The sequence below is a fragment of the Amycolatopsis sp. NPDC045836 genome, from assembly GCF_056431745.1.
Genome location: NZ_JBWKKF010000006.1, coordinates 129,772 through 148,176, shown reverse-complemented (window position 1 = coordinate 148,176; position 18,405 = coordinate 129,772). Strand labels below are relative to the sequence as shown.

At 72.2% G+C, this 18,405-nt stretch carries 15 protein-coding genes; 1 reads left to right on the top strand and 14 read right to left on the bottom strand.

Annotated elements, in window-relative coordinates; all coding sequences use genetic code 11:
- Window positions 1-99: 99 nt before the first annotated feature.
- From AC07EG_RS12810 to AC07EG_RS12795, 4 genes are all read right to left on the bottom strand, one after another.
- On the bottom strand, window positions 100-1,608 hold the full coding sequence (locus tag AC07EG_RS12810) for a glutamate synthase subunit beta (protein WP_478253233.1): 1,509 nt from the start codon (window positions 1,606-1,608) through the stop codon (window positions 100-102).
- Window positions 1,609-1,673: 65 nt separating this feature from the next.
- Window positions 1,674-6,242, bottom strand: a complete 4,569-nt coding sequence (gene gltB / locus AC07EG_RS12805; RefSeq protein WP_478253518.1) for a glutamate synthase large subunit — start codon at window positions 6,240-6,242, stop codon at window positions 1,674-1,676.
- 314 nt (window positions 6,243-6,556) lie between these two features.
- Window positions 6,557-7,573 carry a prolipoprotein diacylglyceryl transferase gene (gene lgt, locus AC07EG_RS12800; protein WP_478253232.1) on the bottom strand — a complete coding sequence of 339 codons (1,017 nt, stop codon included), beginning with the start codon at window positions 7,571-7,573 and terminating at the stop codon, window positions 6,557-6,559.
- Window positions 7,574-7,591: 18 nt separating this feature from the next.
- A complete protein-coding gene (locus AC07EG_RS12795) occupies window positions 7,592-8,368 on the bottom strand; it encodes a TetR/AcrR family transcriptional regulator (RefSeq protein ID WP_478253517.1) in 777 nt (258 codons plus the stop codon).
- 60 nt (window positions 8,369-8,428) lie between these two features.
- On the opposite strand from AC07EG_RS12795, the gene AC07EG_RS12790 reads away from it, so the two are divergent.
- Window positions 8,429-8,875: a nitroreductase family deazaflavin-dependent oxidoreductase gene (locus AC07EG_RS12790; protein ID WP_478253231.1), complete on the top strand. Its 447-nt coding sequence runs from the start codon at window positions 8,429-8,431 to the stop codon at window positions 8,873-8,875.
- On the opposite strand, the gene AC07EG_RS12785 is transcribed toward AC07EG_RS12790, so the two are convergent.
- The 10 genes from AC07EG_RS12785 to AC07EG_RS12740 all read right to left on the bottom strand — a co-directional run bounded on the left by AC07EG_RS12785 (window position 8,867) and on the right by AC07EG_RS12740 (window position 18,402).
- Entirely contained in the window at window positions 8,867-10,069 is a 1,203-nt protein-coding gene (locus AC07EG_RS12785) for an MFS transporter (RefSeq protein ID WP_478253230.1), read from the bottom strand. The genes AC07EG_RS12790 and AC07EG_RS12785 overlap by 9 nt on opposite strands.
- 93 nt (window positions 10,070-10,162) lie before the next feature.
- Window positions 10,163-10,411: a hypothetical protein gene (locus AC07EG_RS12780; protein WP_478253229.1), complete on the bottom strand. Its 249-nt coding sequence runs from the start codon at window positions 10,409-10,411 to the stop codon at window positions 10,163-10,165.
- Between the two features lie 188 nt (window positions 10,412-10,599).
- Window positions 10,600-11,817, bottom strand: a complete 1,218-nt coding sequence (locus tag AC07EG_RS12775) for an MFS transporter (RefSeq protein WP_478253228.1) — start codon at window positions 11,815-11,817, stop codon at window positions 10,600-10,602.
- A 42-nt stretch (window positions 11,818-11,859) separates the two neighbouring features.
- Window positions 11,860-12,672: a Rossmann-like domain-containing protein gene (locus tag AC07EG_RS12770; protein ID WP_478253227.1), complete on the bottom strand. Its 813-nt coding sequence runs from the start codon at window positions 12,670-12,672 to the stop codon at window positions 11,860-11,862.
- Between the two features lie 14 nt (window positions 12,673-12,686).
- Window positions 12,687-13,445: a phytanoyl-CoA dioxygenase family protein gene (locus tag AC07EG_RS12765; protein WP_478253226.1), complete on the bottom strand. Its 759-nt coding sequence runs from the start codon at window positions 13,443-13,445 to the stop codon at window positions 12,687-12,689.
- Window positions 13,442-14,467 (bottom strand): pyridoxal-phosphate dependent enzyme, encoded by a 1,026-nt coding sequence (locus tag AC07EG_RS12760; protein ID WP_478253225.1) that lies wholly within the window; start codon window positions 14,465-14,467, stop codon window positions 13,442-13,444. The genes AC07EG_RS12765 and AC07EG_RS12760 overlap by 4 nt, the downstream gene beginning before the upstream one ends.
- Window positions 14,467-15,198, bottom strand: a complete 732-nt coding sequence (locus AC07EG_RS12755) for a class I SAM-dependent methyltransferase (protein ID WP_478253224.1) — start codon at window positions 15,196-15,198, stop codon at window positions 14,467-14,469. The genes AC07EG_RS12760 and AC07EG_RS12755 overlap by 1 nt, the downstream gene beginning before the upstream one ends.
- The gene (locus AC07EG_RS12750; protein ID WP_478253223.1) at window positions 15,195-16,667 is read right to left on the bottom strand and encodes an ABC transporter ATP-binding protein; all 1,473 of its coding nucleotides are present in this window, start codon (window positions 16,665-16,667) and stop codon (window positions 15,195-15,197) included. The genes AC07EG_RS12755 and AC07EG_RS12750 overlap by 4 nt, the downstream gene beginning before the upstream one ends.
- Window positions 16,664-17,458, bottom strand: a complete 795-nt coding sequence (locus AC07EG_RS12745) for an ABC transporter permease (RefSeq protein WP_478253222.1) — start codon at window positions 17,456-17,458, stop codon at window positions 16,664-16,666. The genes AC07EG_RS12750 and AC07EG_RS12745 overlap by 4 nt, the downstream gene beginning before the upstream one ends.
- Window positions 17,455-18,402: an ABC transporter permease gene (locus AC07EG_RS12740; protein ID WP_478253221.1), complete on the bottom strand. Its 948-nt coding sequence runs from the start codon at window positions 18,400-18,402 to the stop codon at window positions 17,455-17,457. The genes AC07EG_RS12745 and AC07EG_RS12740 overlap by 4 nt, the downstream gene beginning before the upstream one ends.
- Window positions 18,403-18,405: the final 3 nt, after the last annotated feature.

The following is an 18,405-nucleotide window of genomic DNA, read 5'->3' as shown; positions in this document are numbered from 1 at the left end:
GCTGTGGACCGGGATGGGGCGGGGGGTGTGGGTGAGCCCCGCCTTGTGTGCCCGGGTTCGCTTTTGCTTGCTTTGCCCGCCGGTGTTCCCCTGGGTTTCTTAGACCACTGCCAGTGGCAGGGCGGTGGGGTGCACGGGGGCCGGTAGGTCTGAGGCGCCGGTCAGGTAGGCGTCCACGGCGTTCGCCACCGAGCGGCCTTCGGCGATGGCCCACACCACCAGTGAGGCGCCGCGGTGGGCGTCGCCGCAGACGAAGACGCCGGGGGCGGAGGTCTGCCAGTCGGCGCCGCAGGAGAGGGTGCCGCGCTTGGTCAGGGAGAGGCCGAGGCCGTCGAGCAGGGCCATGTGCTCCACGCCTTCGAAACCGATCGCCAGCAGCACCAGGTCGGCGGGCAGTTCCTGCACCTCGTCGCTGGTCGGCACCACCTGTCGCCTGCCGGTTTCCGGGTCCTTGGTGACCTTCACCTGCTGCAGCTCGATCGCCCGCACGTTGCCGTCGTCGTCGCCGACGAAGCGCTTCACCGCGACGGCGAACTTCCGCTCCCCCGCCTCCTCGTGCGCCGGGTAGGTGCGCAGGATGTAGGGCCAGGACGGCCACGGCGACCGCTCGTCGTCCCTTGTGGACGGTGGTTGCGGGTACTGGTCCAGCTGGGTCACCGAAAGCGCGCCCTGCCGGGTCGCGGTGCCGTAGCAGTCGGCGCCGGTGTCACCGCCGCCGATGATCACCACGTGCTTGCCGCGCGCGTCGATCTCCGGTGGGCCGTCGCCCTCGACGTACCGGTTGGCGGGCACCAGGTGCTCCATCGCCAGGTGCACCCCGCCCAGCTCGCGGCCCGGCGTTTCCCGGTCGTCGCGGCCACGCAGCGCGCCGACGGCGAGCACCACCGCGTCGAAGCGCTCGTTCAGCTCCGCCACGGTCAGGTCCACGCCGACCTCGCAGCCGGTGACGAACTTCGTGCCCTCCTTGCGGAGCTGCGCGAGCCGCCGGTCCAGCACCTTCTTCTCCATCTTGAACTCGGGGATGCCGTACCGCAGCAGCCCGCCGAGCCGGTCGTCCCGCTCGAACACGGTGACCTCGTGCCCGGCCCGCGTCAGCTGCTGCGCGGCGGCGAGCCCGGCCGGGCCGGAACCGACCACGGCCACCCGCTGCCCCGAGGACACCGCGGACACCTGCGGCTGCACGTAACCGGCTTCCCAGGACTGGTCGGCGATGGTCTGCTCGACCCGCTTGATCGTCACCGGGCCACCGGAGAACGGCGAGATCGAGAGCACGCAACCGGCTTCGCAGGGCGCCGGGCACAGCTTGCCGGTGAACTCGGGGAAGTTGTTGGTGGCGTGCAGGCGATCGCTGGCCGCCGCCCAGTCACCGCGGCGCACCAGGTCGTTCCACTCCGGGATCAGGTTGCCCAGCGGGCAGCCCGCGGTCCCGGAGTGGCAGAACGGGATGCCGCAGTCCATGCAGCGCGTGGCCTGGGTGCGCACCTGCTCGTTGCGCTCGGCCGGGGTGATCGCTTCGTAGACCTCGGCCCAGTCGCCCAGCCGTTCGTCGACCGGGCGCTTCTTCGCCTCGGCCCGCTCGTACTTCAGAAAACCGTTCGGGTCAGCCACGAGCTGCCTCCCTGTCTTGCGGGACACCCGCACCCGGTCGGCACCCGTGGTGCGCTTCGCGATTGTCAGCCACGAGCTGCCTCCATGATGGCCTCGTCAACGTCGCGGCCGGCGGCCTTCGCCGCCTTCGCCGCGTCCAGCACCCGCTTGTAGTCCCGTGGCATCACCTTGGTGAACGCGGCCGAGCGGCGGGTCCAGTCGCCCAGCAGGGACGCGGCCACCACCGACCGGGTCAGGTCGTGGTGCCGCTGCACGATCTGCTTGAGCCAGGCCAGGTCCTCCCCGGCCGGTGCGCTCAGCTCCACCATCGCCTCGTTGACCTGACCGCGGTCGAGGTCGAGCACGTAGGCCACCCCGCCGGACATGCCGGCCGCCAGGTTCCGCCCGGTCGGGCCGAGCACCACCGCGCGGCCGCCGGTCATGTACTCGAAGGCGTGGTCACCGACGCCCTCCGAAACCACCAGCGCCCCGGAGTTCCGCACGCAGAACCGCTCACCGACCTGCCCGCGCAGGAAGATCTCCCCGCTGGTGGCGCCGTAGCCGATGGTGTTGCCGGCGATCACCTGCCGCTCGGCGGCGAAGGTGGCCGACGGATCGGGGCGCACCACGATCCGCCCGCCGGACAGGCCCTTGCCCACGTAGTCGTTCGCGTCGCCGACCATGTCGAGCGTGATGCCCGCGGGCAGGAAGGCGCCGAGCGACTGCCCGGCCGAACCGGTCAGCGTCACGTGGATGGTGTCGTCCGGCAGGCCCTGGCCGCCGTAGCGCCGGGTGATCTCCGAGCCGAGCAGCGTACCGACGGTCCGGTTCACGTTGCGCACCGGCAGCTCGATGTTGACCTGGTGCGCGTCCTCCAGCGCCGCCTCGGCGAGCTGGATCAGCGTGCGGTCCAGTGCGTACTGCAGCCCGTGGTCCTGCTCCCGCACCTTGCGCTTGGCACCGCCGTACGGGGTGTGCGACGGCATTTCGAACACCGGTCCGAGGTCGAGCCCCTGTGCCTTCCAGTGCTCCAGCGCCTCGTCGGTGTCCAGCACGTCGGTCCGCCCGATCGCTTCGTCCAGCGTGCGGAAGCCCAGCTCCGCCAGGATCTCCCGCACCTCCTGGGCGACGAACCGGAAGTAGTTCACCACGTGCTCGGCCTGGCCGGTGTAGCGCTTGCGCAGGTCGGGGTTCTGCGTGGCCACACCCACCGGGCAGGTGTCGAGGTGGCACACGCGCATCATCACGCAGCCGGCCACGATCAGCGGCGCGGTGGCGAAACCGTACTCCTCGGCACCGAGCAGCGCCGCGACCACGACGTCCCGGCCGGTCTTCATGGCGCCGTCCACCTGCACGGTGATCCGGTCGCGCAAACCGTTGAGCAGCAACGTCTGCTGGGTCTCGGCGAGACCGATCTCCCACGGCGTGCCCGCGTGCTTGAGCGAGTTCATCGGCGAGGCACCGGTGCCGCCGTCGTGCCCGGAGATCAGCACCACGTCGGCGTGCGCCTTCGACACCCCGGCCGCGACCGTGCCGACCCCCAGCGAACTGACCAGCTTCACGTGGATGCGGGCCTGCTCGTTGGCGTTCTTCAGGTCGTGGATCAGCTGCGCCAGGTCCTCGATGGAGTAGATGTCGTGGTGCGGCGGCGGCGAGATCAGCCCGACGCCCGGCGTGGAGTGCCGGGTGCGCGCGATCCACGGGTACACCTTGTTCGGCGGCAGCTGCCCGCCCTCACCCGGCTTCGCGCCCTGCGCCATCTTGATCTGGATGTCGTCGGCGTTGACCAGGTACTCGCTGGTCACGCCGAACCGTCCACTCGCGACCTGCTTGATCGCGCTGCGGCGTTCCGGGTCGTAGAGCCGTTCCGGGTCCTCGCCGCCCTCACCGGTGTTGGACCGGCCGCCGATCCGGTTCATCGCGATGGCCAGCGTCTGGTGCGCCTCCATCGAGATCGAGCCGTAGGACATGGCACCGGTGTTGAACCGCTTGCAGATCGACTCGACCGACTCGACCTCGTCGATCGGCACCGGCTGCCGGTCCCCCGGCTGGAAGGCGAACATGCCGCGCAGCGCACCGCCCTCGCGGTTGAGCCGCTCGACCTCGGCGGTGTACTTGCGGTACACCTCCTCGCGCCCGGTCTTGCTGGCGTGCTGGAGCAGGAACACCGTTTCCGGGGTGAACAGGTGCAGCTCGCCCTCGCGGCGGTAGGCGTACTCGCCACCGGTGTCCAGGCGGCGGTGCACCCGGTCGGTCGGGTTGTCCGGGTAGGCGCGGCGGTGGCGCATGGCCACCTCCTCGGCCAGCACGTCCAGGCCGACCCCGCCGAGCTTCGAGCTGGTGCCGGTGAAGTACTCGTCGAGCAGGTCCTGCGCCAGGCCGAAGGACTCGAAGACCTGGGCCGCGGTGTAGGCGCCCACGGTGGAGATGCCCATCTTGGACATGATCTTCAGCACGCCCTTGACCAGCGCCTGCACGTAGTTGCGGATGGCCTTGGCCGGTTCGATGCCGGTGATCGCGCCCTGGCCGATCAGGTCCTCGATGGTCTCGAAGGCCAGGTACGGGTTGACCGCCGCGGCACCGTAGCCGAGCAGCAGCGCGACGTGGTGCACCTCGCGCGCGTCCCCGCTCTCCACCACCAGCGCCACACGCAGGCGTTCCTTGGTGCGCACCAGGTGGTGGTGCACCGCGGAGACCAGCAGCAGCGACGGGATCGGCGCCATCCGGTGGTCGGAGTCGCGGTCGGAGAGCACCAGCGTGCGGGCCCCGGCGGCGATCGCCTCGGAGGCCTCGCGGCGCACCCGCTCCACCGCCTCGGCCAGCGCCGCCGCCCCGCCGTCCACTTCGTACAGTCCGGACAGGACGGTGCAGGCGAAGCCGGGCAGGTCGCCGTCGTCGTTGATGTGGATGAGCTTGGCCAGCTCGTCGTTGTCGATCACCGGGTACGGCAGCTGCACGTGCCGGCAGGAGGCCGGGCCGGGTTCGAGCAGGTTCTGCTCCGGGCCCATGATCCGCGCCATCGAGGTGACCAGTTCCTCGCGGATGGCGTCCAGCGGCGGATTGGTCACCTGCGCGAAGTTCTGCTTGAAGTAGTCGTAGAGCAGCCGCGACCGCTTCGACAGCACCGCGGGCGGGGTGTCGGTGCCCATCGAGCCGATCGGCTCGGCGCCGTTGAGCCCCATCGGGGTGAGCAGGATCTTCAGCTCCTCCTCGGTGTAGCCGAAGGAGAGCTGGCGCCGCTGCACCGAGTCGTGGCTCTGCACGATGTGGTCGCGGTCGGGCAGGTCGGCGATCTGCAGCAGGCCGGCGTGCAGCCAGTCCTCGTACGGCAGCTGCTCGGCCAGCGCGGTCTTGACCTCGCGGTCGTCGACGATCCGGCCGGCCCCGGTGTCCACCAGGAACATCCGGCCCGGCTTCAGCCTGCCCTTGGCCACCACCTGGTCCGGCGGCACGTCCAGCACCCCGGCCTCGCTGGCCAGCACGACCCGGTCGTCGGCGGTGCGCCACCAGCGCGCCGGGCGCAGGCCGTTGCGGTCGAGCACCGCGCCGACCAGGGTGCCGTCGGTGAAGGTGACGCAGGCGGGGCCGTCCCACGGCTCCATCAGGCTGGCGTGGAACTGGTAGAAGGCCCGGCGCCGGGCGTCCATCGTGGTGTGGTTCTCCCACGCCTCCGGGATCATCATCAGCACCGCGTGCGGCAGGCTGCGCCCGCCCAGGTGCAGCAGCTCCAGCACCTCGTCGAAGGAGGCGGAGTCCGAGGCGTCCGGCGAGCAGATCGGGTACAGCCTGGTCAGGTCACCGGGCAGCAGGTCCGACTCCAGCAGCGCCTCCCTGGCGCGCATGCGGTTGCGGTTGCCGCGGATGGTGTTGATCTCGCCGTTGTGCGCGACGAACCGGAACGGGTGCGCCAGCGGCCACGACGGGAAGGTGTTGGTGGAGAACCGGCTGTGCACCACGGCGATCGCGCTGGCCAGCCGCTCGTCGGTGAGGTCGCCGAAGAACGCGGGCAGCTGCTCGGTGGTGAGCATTCCCTTGTAGACCAGCGTGCGCGAGGACAGCGACGGGAAGTAGGTGCCGCAGCCGGCCACCTCGGTCTCGTGCTCGGCGCGCTTGCGCAGGCAGAAGGCCAGCCGGTCGAGTTCGACCCCGCTGGGCAGGTGCCCGTCGGCGGCGGGCTTGCCCGCCACCAGCAGCATGGCGAAGTGCGGCATCACCGACCGCGCGGTGGGGCCGACCTCGGCGGTGTCCGGGGTCACCGGCACCTCGCGCCAGCCGAGCACCACCAGGCTCTCCTCGTCGGCGATGCGCTCGACCAGTTCGACCGCCTTGGCCCGGCGGTCCTCTTCGACCGGCAGGAAGGCGATGCCCGCGGCGTAGGCGTGCCCGTGCTCACCCGGTTCCGGCAGCTCGAAGTCCACTTCGGCCCGGAGCAGCTCGTCGGGGAGCTGCAGCAGGATGCCCGCGCCGTCCCCGCTGGTCGGCTCGGCGCCGGCGGCACCGCGGTGCTCCAGGTTGGCCAGTGCGGTCAGGCCGTCGGTGACGATGCCGTGCGAGCGGCGGCCGCGGACGTCGGCCACCATGGCGACCCCGCAGGAATCCTGCTCGGTGGTGGGGTCGTACAGACCACTGGGACCGGGATTGGCGGAGAAGATCATCAAGGGACCTCCCTCGTCGTTTCGTGCTCAGTTCGGGAAAAACCCCTGGTTGTCGCTGCGCACGGGACGACGATGGCCCGTTCGTTGACGCGACCTTAACATCCCGGAAACCCCTGGGCACCCGTCGAAGGCGTGTTTCCGGTCATTCGACCGTAACGATCCGGGAGGCCAGAACGACATCGTTCCTGATGGGATGCGGTTACTTCGGCCCGCTAACTACAGTCCGGCGCAGGGCACCCATCTTAGCCCGCGCGGGCGCCCGGACCAGGTCCGAACGCCCGCGTTTTTTGTCACCTACGCCCTGACCTGGGCGTTCAGTCCTTCTTGTCCGGCTTCTCGGCCGGTTGTTCGTCCACCCGGTCGGCCTCGGTGGCGCCGTTGCCGTTCGGCACGACGGCGTTCTCGCCGTCCAATCCGCCGTCCAGTTCCTCGTCCGGCTGGTCGCCGTCCTTGCCCTTGAGCTCCTCCGGCGCTTCCCGCTCGCCCCGGCTCTTCGCGGCGACGAAGTAGACCAGCGCGCCGGCGAACACCAGGATCGAAACCCAGACGTTGACCCGGACCCCGAACACCAGGGTGGCGGCGTCGGTCCGCATCAGCTCGATCCAGGTCCGGCCGAGGGTGTAACCGGCCACGTAGAGCGCGAACGCGCGGCCGTGGCCCAGGCGCAGCTTCTTGTCCGCCCAGATGACCAGCAGCGCGACCCCGAGGTTCCACAGCAGTTCGTAGAGGAAGGTCGGGTGCACGGTGTCGATCGGGATGTTGTTCAGCGCGACGCCGTTGAGCGTGTCCTCGATGCGCGGGTCGTCGGGGCTGACCCTGGAGTAGATCTCCAGCGCCCACGGCAGGTCGGTGTGCCCGCCGTAGAGCTCCTGGTTGAAGTAGTTGCCGAGGCGGCCGACGCCCTGCGCGATCACGATGCCCGGCGCGACGGCGTCCGCCACGGCGGGCAGCGGGATGCCCTTGCGGCGGCAGCCGATCCACGCGCCGACGCCGCCGAGCGCGATGGCCCCCCAGATGCCGAGGCCGCCGTTGACGATGTTCAGCGCCTGGATCGGGTCCTTGCCCTCACCGAAGTACCGGTGCCAGTCGGTGATCACGTGGTAGAGCCGCCCGCCGACCAGGCCGAACGGCACCGCGTACACCGCGATGTCGAGGATCGTGCCCTTGGCGCCGCCGCGTGCGACCCACCGGCGTTCGCCCAGCCAGATGGCCGCGACGATGCCGGCGATGATGCACAGCGCATAGGCGCGGATCGGGATGGGCCCGATGTGCCACACCCCGCGATCGGGGCTGGGGATACTGGCCAGGAACGACGCCGCGGCGGTATTCACCGGGCCACCGTAGCCAACTCAGCTCCCGGCGTCTGCCCTGCCCCCGATGAGCACCGCGATTCCGTCGAGGATGCGCGCCAGGCCGAACTCGAAGGCGTGCTCCGGGCTGTAGGACGCGTGGTGCGCGGCACCGGCCGCGGCCCCGACCCTGGCAGCCACCGGGAAGCGGCTGTAGTCGATCACCTGGTCGAGCAGCGGCGCGTTCCGGGTCCACCACTCCTCCTCGGTGAGCCCGGAGGCGCGTTCCACCTCGGTGATCTCCGCCCGGCCGCGCGCGGACACCTGCGCGTGGCCGATCAGCAGCGTGAGCACCGAGTCCATCTCGATCTCGGTGAGCCCGATGCCCTCCAGCGCGCGGAGTTCGTACTCGTACTTCTCGATCACCCTGGGGCCGAGCACGGACCGGTGCGACGCCCGCAGCAGCCACGGGTGCCGCCGGTAGAGCCCCAGGTTCTCCCGCGCGATCAGCTCCAGCTTGGCCCGCCAGCCGCCGTCCACCCGGTCCGGGCGCGCGGTCTCGTCCTGCACCAGGTCGACCATCACGTCCATCAGCTCGGCCTTGCCGGGCACGTAGGTGTAGAGCGACATGGTGCCGACGCCGAGCTTCTCGGCCACCTTGCGCATGGACAGCGAATCGAAGCCGTCGGCGTCGGCCAGCTCGATGGCGGCCCGCGCGATGCGGTCCACGCCCAGTTCGGGCTTGCCCTTGCGGCTGGCCACTTCGCGGGTGCGCCACAGCAGCGCCAAGCTGCGGGCGGGGTCGGGGGTGGTGTCGGTCGCCATGATGCGGGCCATCCTAGACAAGGTCGTAACGTATGATGTACGGTACATCATACCGATCAATTGGAGGTTCGCTTGCCCACTGCCAAGGTCACGCCCCCGCGCTGGCTCAAGCCGATGAACCGGGTGTTCGTCGGGCTCCAGCGGACCGGGTTCAAGCTCGGCGGGATGCACCTGCTGACCGTGCCCGGCCGCAAGACCGGGAAGCCCCGCACCACACCCATCTCCCTGATGGAGCACGAAGGCGAGCGGTACGTCGTCGGCGGTTTCCCCGGGGCCGACTGGGTGCGCAACGCCAGCGCCGCCGGTGCGGGCACCCTGTCGTGCGGCCGCAGGCACGAGGCCGTGCGGCTGGTCGAGCTGCCCGCCGAGCAGGCCCGCCCGGTGCTGCGGGCGTTCCCGGCGAAGGTGCCGTCCGGGGTGTCGATGATGACCAGCGCGGGCATCGTCGGCTCCGATTCGCCGGACGAGTTCGAGGCGCTCGCCGGGCGCTGCGCGGTGTTCCGGATCGACTCAGCCTAAGCCGGGTTCCGGCGGGTGCACCGCGTGCGCCGGCAGCCGGGCGGCCAGCCCGTTCAGGCCGAACACCGCCAGCACCGCGCAGACCGCGACCACCAGCCACGGCAGCCAGATGGCCACCGCGAACAGGGCCACCACGGCCGGGGCGAGCACCTGCGCCGCGGTGAAGGCGTACTGGAAGGCGGCGAGGTAGCGGCCCCGGGCGGCACGCGGGGCCGCCGCCTCGGCCAGTGCGTTGGCCCGCGGGCCGAAGACCAGGTTCGCGGTGGCGATGACCAGCGTGACGGCGAGCAGGTACCCCGGCTGCGCGGGCGGGGGCACCAGCACCGCGCCGAGGCAGCCCAGCCACCACACGGCGTAGAGCAGGGAGCCGAAGCGCATCGCGTCGATCCGGCTGAGGCGGTGGGTCAGCCGCAGCGCCAGCGTGCCGCCGACGCTGGTGCACAGGGTGAGCAGCGCGGTGATCGCGCCGGGCAGCCACGACGGCCCGCGCAACTGCTCCAGCACGAACACCGGGACACCGATCAGGAAGACGTCCAGCGACAGGCCGAACAGGCCGCTGATCAGGATGAGCGCGACGTACGGCCGGTCGCGCAGCGGTCCCGCGGTCAGCCGTGGCGAAACCGGCCGGAACGGGGCGGACGGCCCGCGCAGGCAGAGCGCCAGCACCAGCGCGGCGAGCAGGTAGGTCAGCGCGTTCGTGCCGATGGCCAGCCGGAAACCGGTGGTGCCGAACCCGGTCAGCAGCACCGCCGCGACCAGCCCGCCCGCCCCGAACGAAGCCGCGCGGACCATGCCGGCCACCGCGAACGGCCGGTCCTTCGGCCCGTCCCCGGCGACGTCGGCGACCAGTGCGTGGAGCGCGCAGTAGAACAGCTGCTGCCCCGCCGCCACGAGCACCGCGGCCACCACCACCGTGCCAACCGACCCGGCGAGCAGGTAGGTGAACACCCCCGCGGCCTGCACGAGCTGCGCGGTGATCACCACCACCCTGGCACCGGCGCGGTCGACCAGCCGCCCGGCCAGCGGCGGCACCAGCAGCCCGGCCACCGTGCCCAGCGGGACCACGGTGCCGGCCAGCGCCAGCGGCAGGCCGACCACCCTGGTGAGGTAGACCAGGGTCAGCGGCAGGAAGAGCCCGGTGCCGAAGTTGTCGACCGCCAGCGCCACCAGCAACGCGGCCCGGGCCCGCTTCACCGCACGGACCGGCTCATGTGCCCTCCACGCGGCGAATTGTGCCCAGCTACCACCGGGTCACCAAGCCCGCTTCGCCCGGCCGGCGCAGCGAGATCACCCACCGAGCCGCACCTGGACGGGGAACGGCTGCCGCAGCTCGAGCACGCCCGCCTCACGCTTGGCGGCCGGGTGGTGATCGCCGTCGCGCCACTCGTGCAGCACCGCTTCACCCCCGTCCACGACGAGGTGGAACGGGATCCGGGCCGGGGCGTGGAGCTCGCCGACCAGGAGCACCTGATCGGCCCGCAGGTACAGCCCCTCGGCACCGGGGGCGTCACTGATCACCAGATCGGGGTTGAGCACGCGGCCGCCACCGAACGCCGGTCCTCCAGCCGTGGCCCGGGGCTCGCCGACAGCGCCCCGCCGCCGGTTCGATGCGCTGCCCGGACATGGCACCTCCCGCTGCTGAACACCACCTCCCCATTGTGGCATATGCCACTGGTGACCTTGCTGACCACCGGTCCCCGCGTGGGCGAACGCGCGAGCCGGGACTACGGCCGGGCTGGGCGGACGAACAGGGCGGCGACCAGCGCGAGCAGGGTGAGGGCACCGAACGCGACAGCGGTGCCGGGATATCCGGCGAGGCCGAGACCCAGCCCGCCGACCGCGGCGCCGGTGAAGGTCCCCAGGCTCATCCCGGCCGCGTTCACGCCGAGGGCCGAGCCCCGCAGCGGGCCGCAGCGGCGGACGAGCAGGGTGATCACGCAGGCGGCGACGGTGGCGTGGGCGGCGCCGAGCAGCGCGGTCAGCAGCAGGGCCACCACCAGGTGGGTGGCGAAGTAGAACCCGGCCACCGCCCCCAGCGCCACCAGCAGGCTCGCGGTCAGCACGCGCTCCGGCCGGATCCACGGGTGCGCCGCGCTGGTGTACCGGCCCGCCAGCAGGTTGCCGACGAAAAAAGCCGCGCCGCTGAGCGTCCAGACCAGGGCGAACAGTTCCGGGTCCAGCTGGAACCGCGAGTCGTAGAACGCCGCCAGGTAGGACAGGTAGCCCATGAACGCCGCCGTCCGCAGCGACGCCACCAGCAGCAGCGGCACCGCACCCGGTACCCCCGCCAGCGCCCGGAACGAAGCCAGGTAACCCAGCCGCGGTACCTCCTCCGCGGCCGGCACCGGCGTCGGGCGCTGCCGGAAGAAGACCGCCGACAGGGCCACCGAGATGACCGCCACCGCCAGCAGGTTCCCGCGCCAACCCCACAGCAGCGCGGGCAGGGCCACCAGCGGGGCGGCCAGCATCGCGGTCAGCGACTGGGTGGCGGTGACCAGGGTGGCCGCCCGGCCCGCCGCCGCGCCCGAGCCGAACCGGTCGGCCGCGGCCGCGGCCAGCGCCGGGTTCAGCACCGAGGTCGCCGCGCCGACCAGCAGGCAGAAGGCGGCCATGGCGAGGAACTGACCGGCCGCGCCGAGCACCGCCGACAGGCCGAGCAGCACCAGCCCGCCACCGGCGGTGTACTGCTTCGGCACCCGGTCCAGCAGCGGCGCCACCGCCGCGCCGACGCCCAGCGCCGCCAGGCCGCCGAGGCCGCGCAGCCCGCCCATGGCGGCCACGCTGGTCCCGGCGTCGGCCGAGATCGGCACCAGGAAGGTGCTGAACACGGTGAACGGCAGCAGGCTCACCGCCGAGGCCAGCAACACCGGCCCCAGCACCCTGGCCATGCGCAGGTCGCTGGGCACCGGCTCCACCACCGGCTTCACGGTTTCCGCACTCACTGATCGCACTCTTTCCACTGTTCCGCCCCAGCGGGGCCCAATTTAACCGGCACGCCCGAACGACGTGCGATAGCGGTACACCGTGCTCGGTTCCGCGCTGAATTGCGAGAACGGGAACGGCTCCGCCGAAACGGCGGTGACCCCGTGGCCGAGGAAGGCCCGTGCCACCGCGCTGCCCGTCTGCGCGTAGACCACCAGTGGCAGACCGCCCTCTCGGCAGTGCGCCAGCAACCGGTCGAAGCTGCCGTTGCCCAGCGTCATCCCGGTCGCCACCACGGCGTCGGCCGCGGCGAGCACCTCGTCCATCTCGCGGCTGACCGGTTGCCCCCACTGGGTGGTGCGCAGGTTCAGGTCGCACGGCAGGCATTCGCCACCGCGTTCGGTGATCGCCGCGACCAGCGGGTTCACCACGCCGATCAACGCGACGCGGGCACCCGGCCGGATGTCGAGCAGTCCGGCGATGGCGTCGTCGCGGGCCCGCGCCCGGACCTCCGGGGTGCCGATCGGCAGCACCACCGGCTCGGCACCGGCTTCGCGGTGCGGCCGCGCGTCGGCCAGGTAGGCGTCGAGCGCGGCGATCCGCACCGGCAACCGGTCGTCGCTGAGCAAAGTGGACAGTGGTTCCCCGGACGCGGTGGCGCAGAAATCGGCGGCCAGTTCCCCTTCTTCGAACGAGCAGGCCCCGAACGCGCTGCCGACCCGCAGCAGCAGGTAGTGGTTGCGGTAGGTGACCCCGCCCCCGGCCAGCCGGGTGGTGTGGTGCAACCAGAACGCGCTCGTCACGGCGCGGTCACCGGGCGGTGGCCCCAGTTCCCCGGCCAGCACGGCTTCGGTCAGCGCGGCGACACTCTCCATTTTCGCCTTCCCTTTCACGGCAGGTCGGCCAGCATTTCCTGGCGGTAGGGCAGTTCGGCCAGCGGTCGCCGCCCGGCGGGCTGGAAGCAGAACAGCAGGGTGCGGCGGTCGCGGTCGCTGCGGTTGGGCAGCGAGCGGTGCACCAGCGTGCTGGGGAACACCAGTGCCGAGCCGGCCCGCAGCTCGATCGTGCGCTCCCGGCCGGCGTCCACTTCGGCCGCGTCCAGCAGCAGACCGGTCGGCTCGGCCCGGTCGCGTGGCACCGGGCCGTCGCGGTGGCTGCCGGGGACCACGCCGAGCGCGCCGTTGCCCGCGCCGGCGTCGTCGAGGTAGATCAACGCGGTGGCGATGTCCGCCGCGTCCTTGCCCGCGCAGCAGTACCAGAAGGTGAAGTCCTGGTGCCAGGCGAACTCCGAGCCGACCCCGGCCCGCTTGAAGTTCAGTTTGGACACGAAGGGGCCGATCTCCCGCGCCCCCAGCAGTTCCGCCACCGGCTCGACGAGCCGCGCATCCGTCCACAGCGCCTCGAACTCCGGGTGCAGGTGCGCGACCGGCGAAAGGCTGCGGACGGCCCGCGCGCCGGGTTCCCAGTGCACGGTCGTGCCGTCGACGCGTTCGAGCCGGTGACCGTCCGGCCAGACCTCCACCGAGGTCTGACCGGACGCCGCCTTCGCCAGCACGTCCCGGTGCACGGCTTCGGCGGCTTCCCCCAGCCGCGCCAGGTGCGCGCCGTCGAACAGTCCGGGGAGGACCCGGTACCCGGGATCGTTCACGCCACGCCCAGCACGTCGTGGGTGCGGGCGCACGCGGGCCGCCGCGCCCAGTCCATCGCCGACCACGGGCAGGCCAGTTCGCTGAGCACCCCGACCTCACGCGGGCGCATGCGGTCGAGGTCGAACGCCTCGCGATGCCTGCTGTAGGCCGATTCGGCGTACCGGTGCCCGGTGTCCGCGGCCAGGAACACGTGCCGCCGCCCGGGTGCCCGCTCGCGCTCCCAGTGCGCCGCCAGGTACGCCGCGCCCGCCGACAACCCGGCGAACACCCCGCTGGAGCGCAGCAGGTCGACCGCGGCGGACATCGCGTATTCGAAGGAGATCCAGTGAATCCGGTCGTACAGCTCGTGCCGCACGTTCTCGAACTCGATCGAGCTGCCGATGCCCGCGATGATCATCTCCGGATCGGCCACGTGCTCGGCGCCGAAGGTGACGCTGCCGAACGGCTGCACCCCGATCAGCGTCACGTCCCGGCCGAGTTCGGTGAGGTACGAGGCGATGGCACCGGTGGACGCCCCGGTGCCGACCCCGCCGGACAGGCTGAGCGGCCCCGGCGGCACCGCCCGGTCGAGCTGTTCGGCCACCTCGCGGTAACCCAGGTAGTGGATCTCGTCGTGGTACTGCCGCATCCAGTGGTACGACGGGTTCTCCCGCAGGATTTCGGTGATCCGCCGCACCCGCAGGCTCTGGTCGAGCTTGAGGCTGCGCGAGGGCTGCACCTGTTCCAGGGTCGCGCCGAGGATCTCCAGCTGCACCTTGAGCGTGGCGTCGATGGTGGTGGACCCGACGATGTGGCAGTGCAGGCCGTACCGGTTGCAGGCCAGCGCCAGCGCGTGCGCGTAGATGCCGCTGGAGCTGTCGATCAGGGTGTCCCCCGGCCGCACGGCGCCGGTGTCGAGCAGCCGCCGCACCGCCCCGAGGGCCGAGTAGATCTTCATCGTCTCGAAGCGCACGCAGACCAGGTCGTCGCGGACCCGGACCAGGTCGGGCTCCTTGACCGCCTCGGCGAAGTGGTCGTGCATCAAGCCGCTTCTCCCTTGGCACGCAGGCAGAACAGGTAGGTCTGCACGTCGTCGTCCGGCCAGGTCCGGCGTTCGCGCACCTCGGGCACGAAGCCGCTTCCGATGGCGTGCGCGATGATCCCGCGCAGGTCCGCCGTGTTGGACACGATGAGGTGGATCTCGCCGCCCGGGGCCAGCAGGTCCCCGGCGAGCACCTGGTCGAAGAACCGCGCGGTGATCTCCGCGCCGACGCAGACGTTGCGCACCACGTCCGGGTCCTCGCTGGTCTGCCACGCGACCGCGGGCGGGTTGAAGGTGATCACGTCGGCCTGCGCCTTCTCCGGGAACGCGCTGAACAGGTCGGAGACCAGGGCGTGCAGCGGCGGGGTGTCCCCGACGAACCGGCGGTAGTGCGCTTCGGTCGCGGCCACGCTGGCCGGGTGCACGTCGAGCGCGTAGATCCGGGCGGCGCCAGCGATCCCGGCGACCACCGCTTCCACGCCCAGCCCGGACCCCATGGCCACGTACGTCCGGTCCGCCACTGGGATCCGCCCGTCGAAGATGCGGTCGTGGATCATCCGGCTGGTCTCGCCCGGCCGGAAGACGCCGGGTGGCAGCTCGAACTCCCAGTCCCGGTAGGTGTGCGAGCGGACCGTGTGCAGGTCGTTCCTCGGCGGGTTCACCTCGAGGATCTCGGCCGTGGACAACGTGGGCGGCAGACTCGCGTGCAGCGCCCAGGATTCTTCGCTCATACCGATTCCTTCCTGTCGAGCACCGGGGCGGGGCGGGGCCGCCCCAGTCCGGTGGCCACCCCGTCGGCGAGGACCAGCACCTCGCTGGTCACCGCGGCGATGAGGCCGAGGTCGTGGCTGATCCACAGCAGGGCGGTGCCCCGCTCCTCGTTGAGGCGCGCGAGCAGGGTGGTCACCTTCCGCGCGGTCGCGGGGTCCAGTGCGGTGGTGATCTCGTCGCACACCAGCACGTCCGGCTCGGCGAGCAGGGCCCGCACGAGCGCGGCCCGCTGCAGTTCGCCGCCGGAAAGGCCGTCCGGGTGCCGGGCCGCGGTTTCCCCGGTCACCCCCAGCTCGGCCAGCAGCCGCACGGCTTCGTCGCGGGCGGCGGCGGTGTCCAGGCCCCGCAGGCGGACCGCCGTGCGGGCCACCTGGTCGAGCACCGGGCGGCGGTCGTCGAACGAGCCGCGGACCTCCTGCCAGACGTACTGCACGCGCCGCCGCAGCTCGGGACCGCGTTTGCGGAGCACCGGCAGCGGGCGCCCGTCCAGCAGCAGGTCACCGGTGCGGCGCTCGTGCAGTCCGGCGATGCACCGGGCGAGCGTGGTCTTCCCGCTGCCCGACGGCCCGACCACGCCGATCCGGCCACCCGGCGGCAGCGCGAGGTCGATGCCGTGCAGGATCGGCTGCCGTCCACGCGGGCGCAGGGACGCCGACAGCCCGCGCAGTTCCAGCAGGGCCTCCCCCGGACCGGGCTGGGCCCAGTCGCTCGTCGGCGGGGTCGCCTCGCCCAGCACCTCGTCCGGGGTCCCGGCGCCGGCGACCCGGCCGTGGTCGAGCAGCACCACGTGGTCCGCCAGCGCCCGCACCAGGTCCTGCTGGTGGCTCAGCAGCAGGATGGCGGGGCCGGTCGCGGCGAGTTCGGCCAGTTCACCGGCCAGCCGCTGCCGGGTGGCCGGGTCGAGCCCGGTGCTCGGCTCGTCGAGCACCAGCACCCGCGGGCCGCACACCAGCGCCTGCGCGAGCGCGACGCGCTGCCGCTGCCCGCCGGAGAACTGGTGCGGGAACCGGCGCAGCAGCTTGCGGTCCCCTGGCAGCTGCGCCGCCCGCAGCGCCTCGGCCACCACGTCCTCCGTGGGCTCGTTGGGCCGGTGCAACCGGGCCAGCTCACGCAGGGTGGTCCCGATCCGCCGAGCCGGGTTGAGCACGCTGCCCGGGTGCTGCGGCAGGTAGGAGACCACGCCCCCGCGCAGCCCGCGCGGCAGTTCGCCGTCGAGCACCGAGGCCCCGGCGACGGTCACCGAACCGGTCAACCGCACGCCCGGCGCGGCCTCGCCGAGCAACGACAGCGCCGCCGTGGTCTTCCCGCTGCCCGACGGCCCGGCCAGCGCGGTCACCTGGCCCGGCCACAACCGGAAACCGACGTCCCGCAACAACACCGCGTCCCCGGCCCGGGCGGTCAGACCGGCCACTTCGACCAGTGCGCTCATCCCGCGACCACCTCCCGGCGACGCCCGAGCAGGCGGTCCGCCAGCAGGTTGAGCCCGAGGGTGAAGGCGACGATCAGCAATGCGGGCGCCAGCACCGACCAGGGTTGCAGCAGCAGGCCCTCCCGGTTCCGCGACACGGTGACCGCCCAGTCCGGCGAAGTCGGGTTCAGCCCGAGGCCGAGGAAGTTCGCCGAGGCCACGATGAACACCGCGAGCGTGATGCGGGTGCCGATGTCGGCCAGCACCGGCGGCAGGGCGGCCCGCGCGATGAAGCCGAACTGGATGCGCGCCCACGACTCGCCCTGCACGCGCAACGCCTCCACGGCCGGTCCGCTGGCCGCGTCCAGCGCCGCCGCACGCACCAGCCGGGCCACCGTCGGCACGTTCACCGCCCCCACCACCAGCGCGATCGCCAGCGGGTCCCCGCGCCAGCCGACCGCGACCACGCTGATCACCAGCAGCGACGGCAACGGCAGCAGCACGTCCAGCGGCCGGATCAGCGCCTCGTCCAGCACCCGGCGCCGGGTGGACGCGGCCACCAGGCCGATCGTCCCGCCCACCAGGTAGGCGAAGACCACGGCGAGCAACGCGACACCGAGCGTGGTGCGACCGCCGACGAGCAGCGTGCCCAGCACGTCCCGCCCGAGCCCGTCGGTGCCGAGCAGGCCGCCGTCGCCGTACGGCAGCCCCGGCGGGCGCGTGACGGCACCCGCCAGCAGCGGGCCGAACAGGGCGATCAGCACCGGGACCGCCAGCAGCACCACGGAGATCCCGGTCAGCAGGCGGTTCACCGCAGCACCTCCGTCCGCGGCACCAGCCGGTTGCAGACCAGGTCGGCGCCGAGGTTCACCAGCAGCGCGGCGACCGCCAGCACCAGCGTCAGCCCCTGCACCACCGGCACATCGCGGGACTCGACGCCGTCGATCAACGCGGTGGCGAAGCCGGGGATGGCGAAGATCGCCTCCACCACCAGCACCCCGCCGAGCAGGTTGTCGCCGACGCGGGCCAGCTCCTGCACGCCGGGTACCGCCGCGTTCGGCAGCACGTGCCGCAGCAGCAGGGATTTCCGCGGCACGCCGAGCCGTCGCGCCTGCACCGCGTAACCGGCGTGCAGCGAGGTGATCGTGCCCGCCCGGACCTGCCGCGACAGCGTGCAGACGGTGCGCAGGAACAACACCAGCACCGGCAGCACCAGCAGTTCGGGAGCGGCCAGCAGGTCGTCGCCGGCGGCGCCGACCCAGGTGGCCGGCAGCCAGCCGAGTTGCAGCGACAGCACCGAGATCAGCAGCAGCGCCAGCACGAAGTCCGGGATCGCGGTGAGCACCAGGGTGACCGAGCTGATCGACCGGTCCAGCCTGCCGCCCTCGAACACCCCGGCGAGCACGCCGAGCAGGGCGGCCAGCGGCACCACCACGGCCAGCGTGACCACGGCGAGCACCAGCGTGGCCCCCACCGAGCCGCCGATGATCTCGGTGACCGGCTGCCGGTTCACCAGCGAGTGGCCCAGGTCGCCGGTGAGCACGCCGCCGGCCCAGTCGAGGAAGCGCTCCACGGCGGATCGGTCCAGCCCCAGTTCGGCGCGCAGCGCGGCGACCTGCTCGGGGGTCGCGCTTTCGTCGAACCGCACGTCGGCGGCGTCCCCCGGCAGCAACGCGGTCAACGAGAAGACCAGCACCGAGAGCACCACCAGTTGCACCACGGCCAGGCCCAGCCGTTGTCCGGCGTATCCGCGCACCGG

Bases quoted from the DNA above. Each gene is read 5' to 3' on its own strand.
- AC07EG_RS12760 (WP_478253225.1), bottom strand. From the start codon at position 14,467: ATGCACGACCACTTCGCCGAGGCGGTCAAGGAGCCCGACCTGGTCCGG.
- AC07EG_RS12755 (WP_478253224.1), bottom strand. From the start codon at position 15,198: ATGAGCGAAGAATCCTGGGCGCTGCACGCGAGTCTGCCGCCCACGTTG.
- gltB (WP_478253518.1), bottom strand. From the start codon at position 6,242: ATGATCTTCTCCGCCAATCCCGGTCCCAGTGGTCTGTACGACCCCACC.
- AC07EG_RS12795 (WP_478253517.1), bottom strand. From the start codon at position 8,368: ATGGCCCGCATCATGGCGACCGACACCACCCCCGACCCCGCCCGCAGC.
- AC07EG_RS12750 (WP_478253223.1), bottom strand. From the start codon at position 16,667: ATGAGCGCACTGGTCGAAGTGGCCGGTCTGACCGCCCGGGCCGGGGAC.
- AC07EG_RS12770 (WP_478253227.1), bottom strand. From the start codon at position 12,672: ATGGAGAGTGTCGCCGCGCTGACCGAAGCCGTGCTGGCCGGGGAACTG.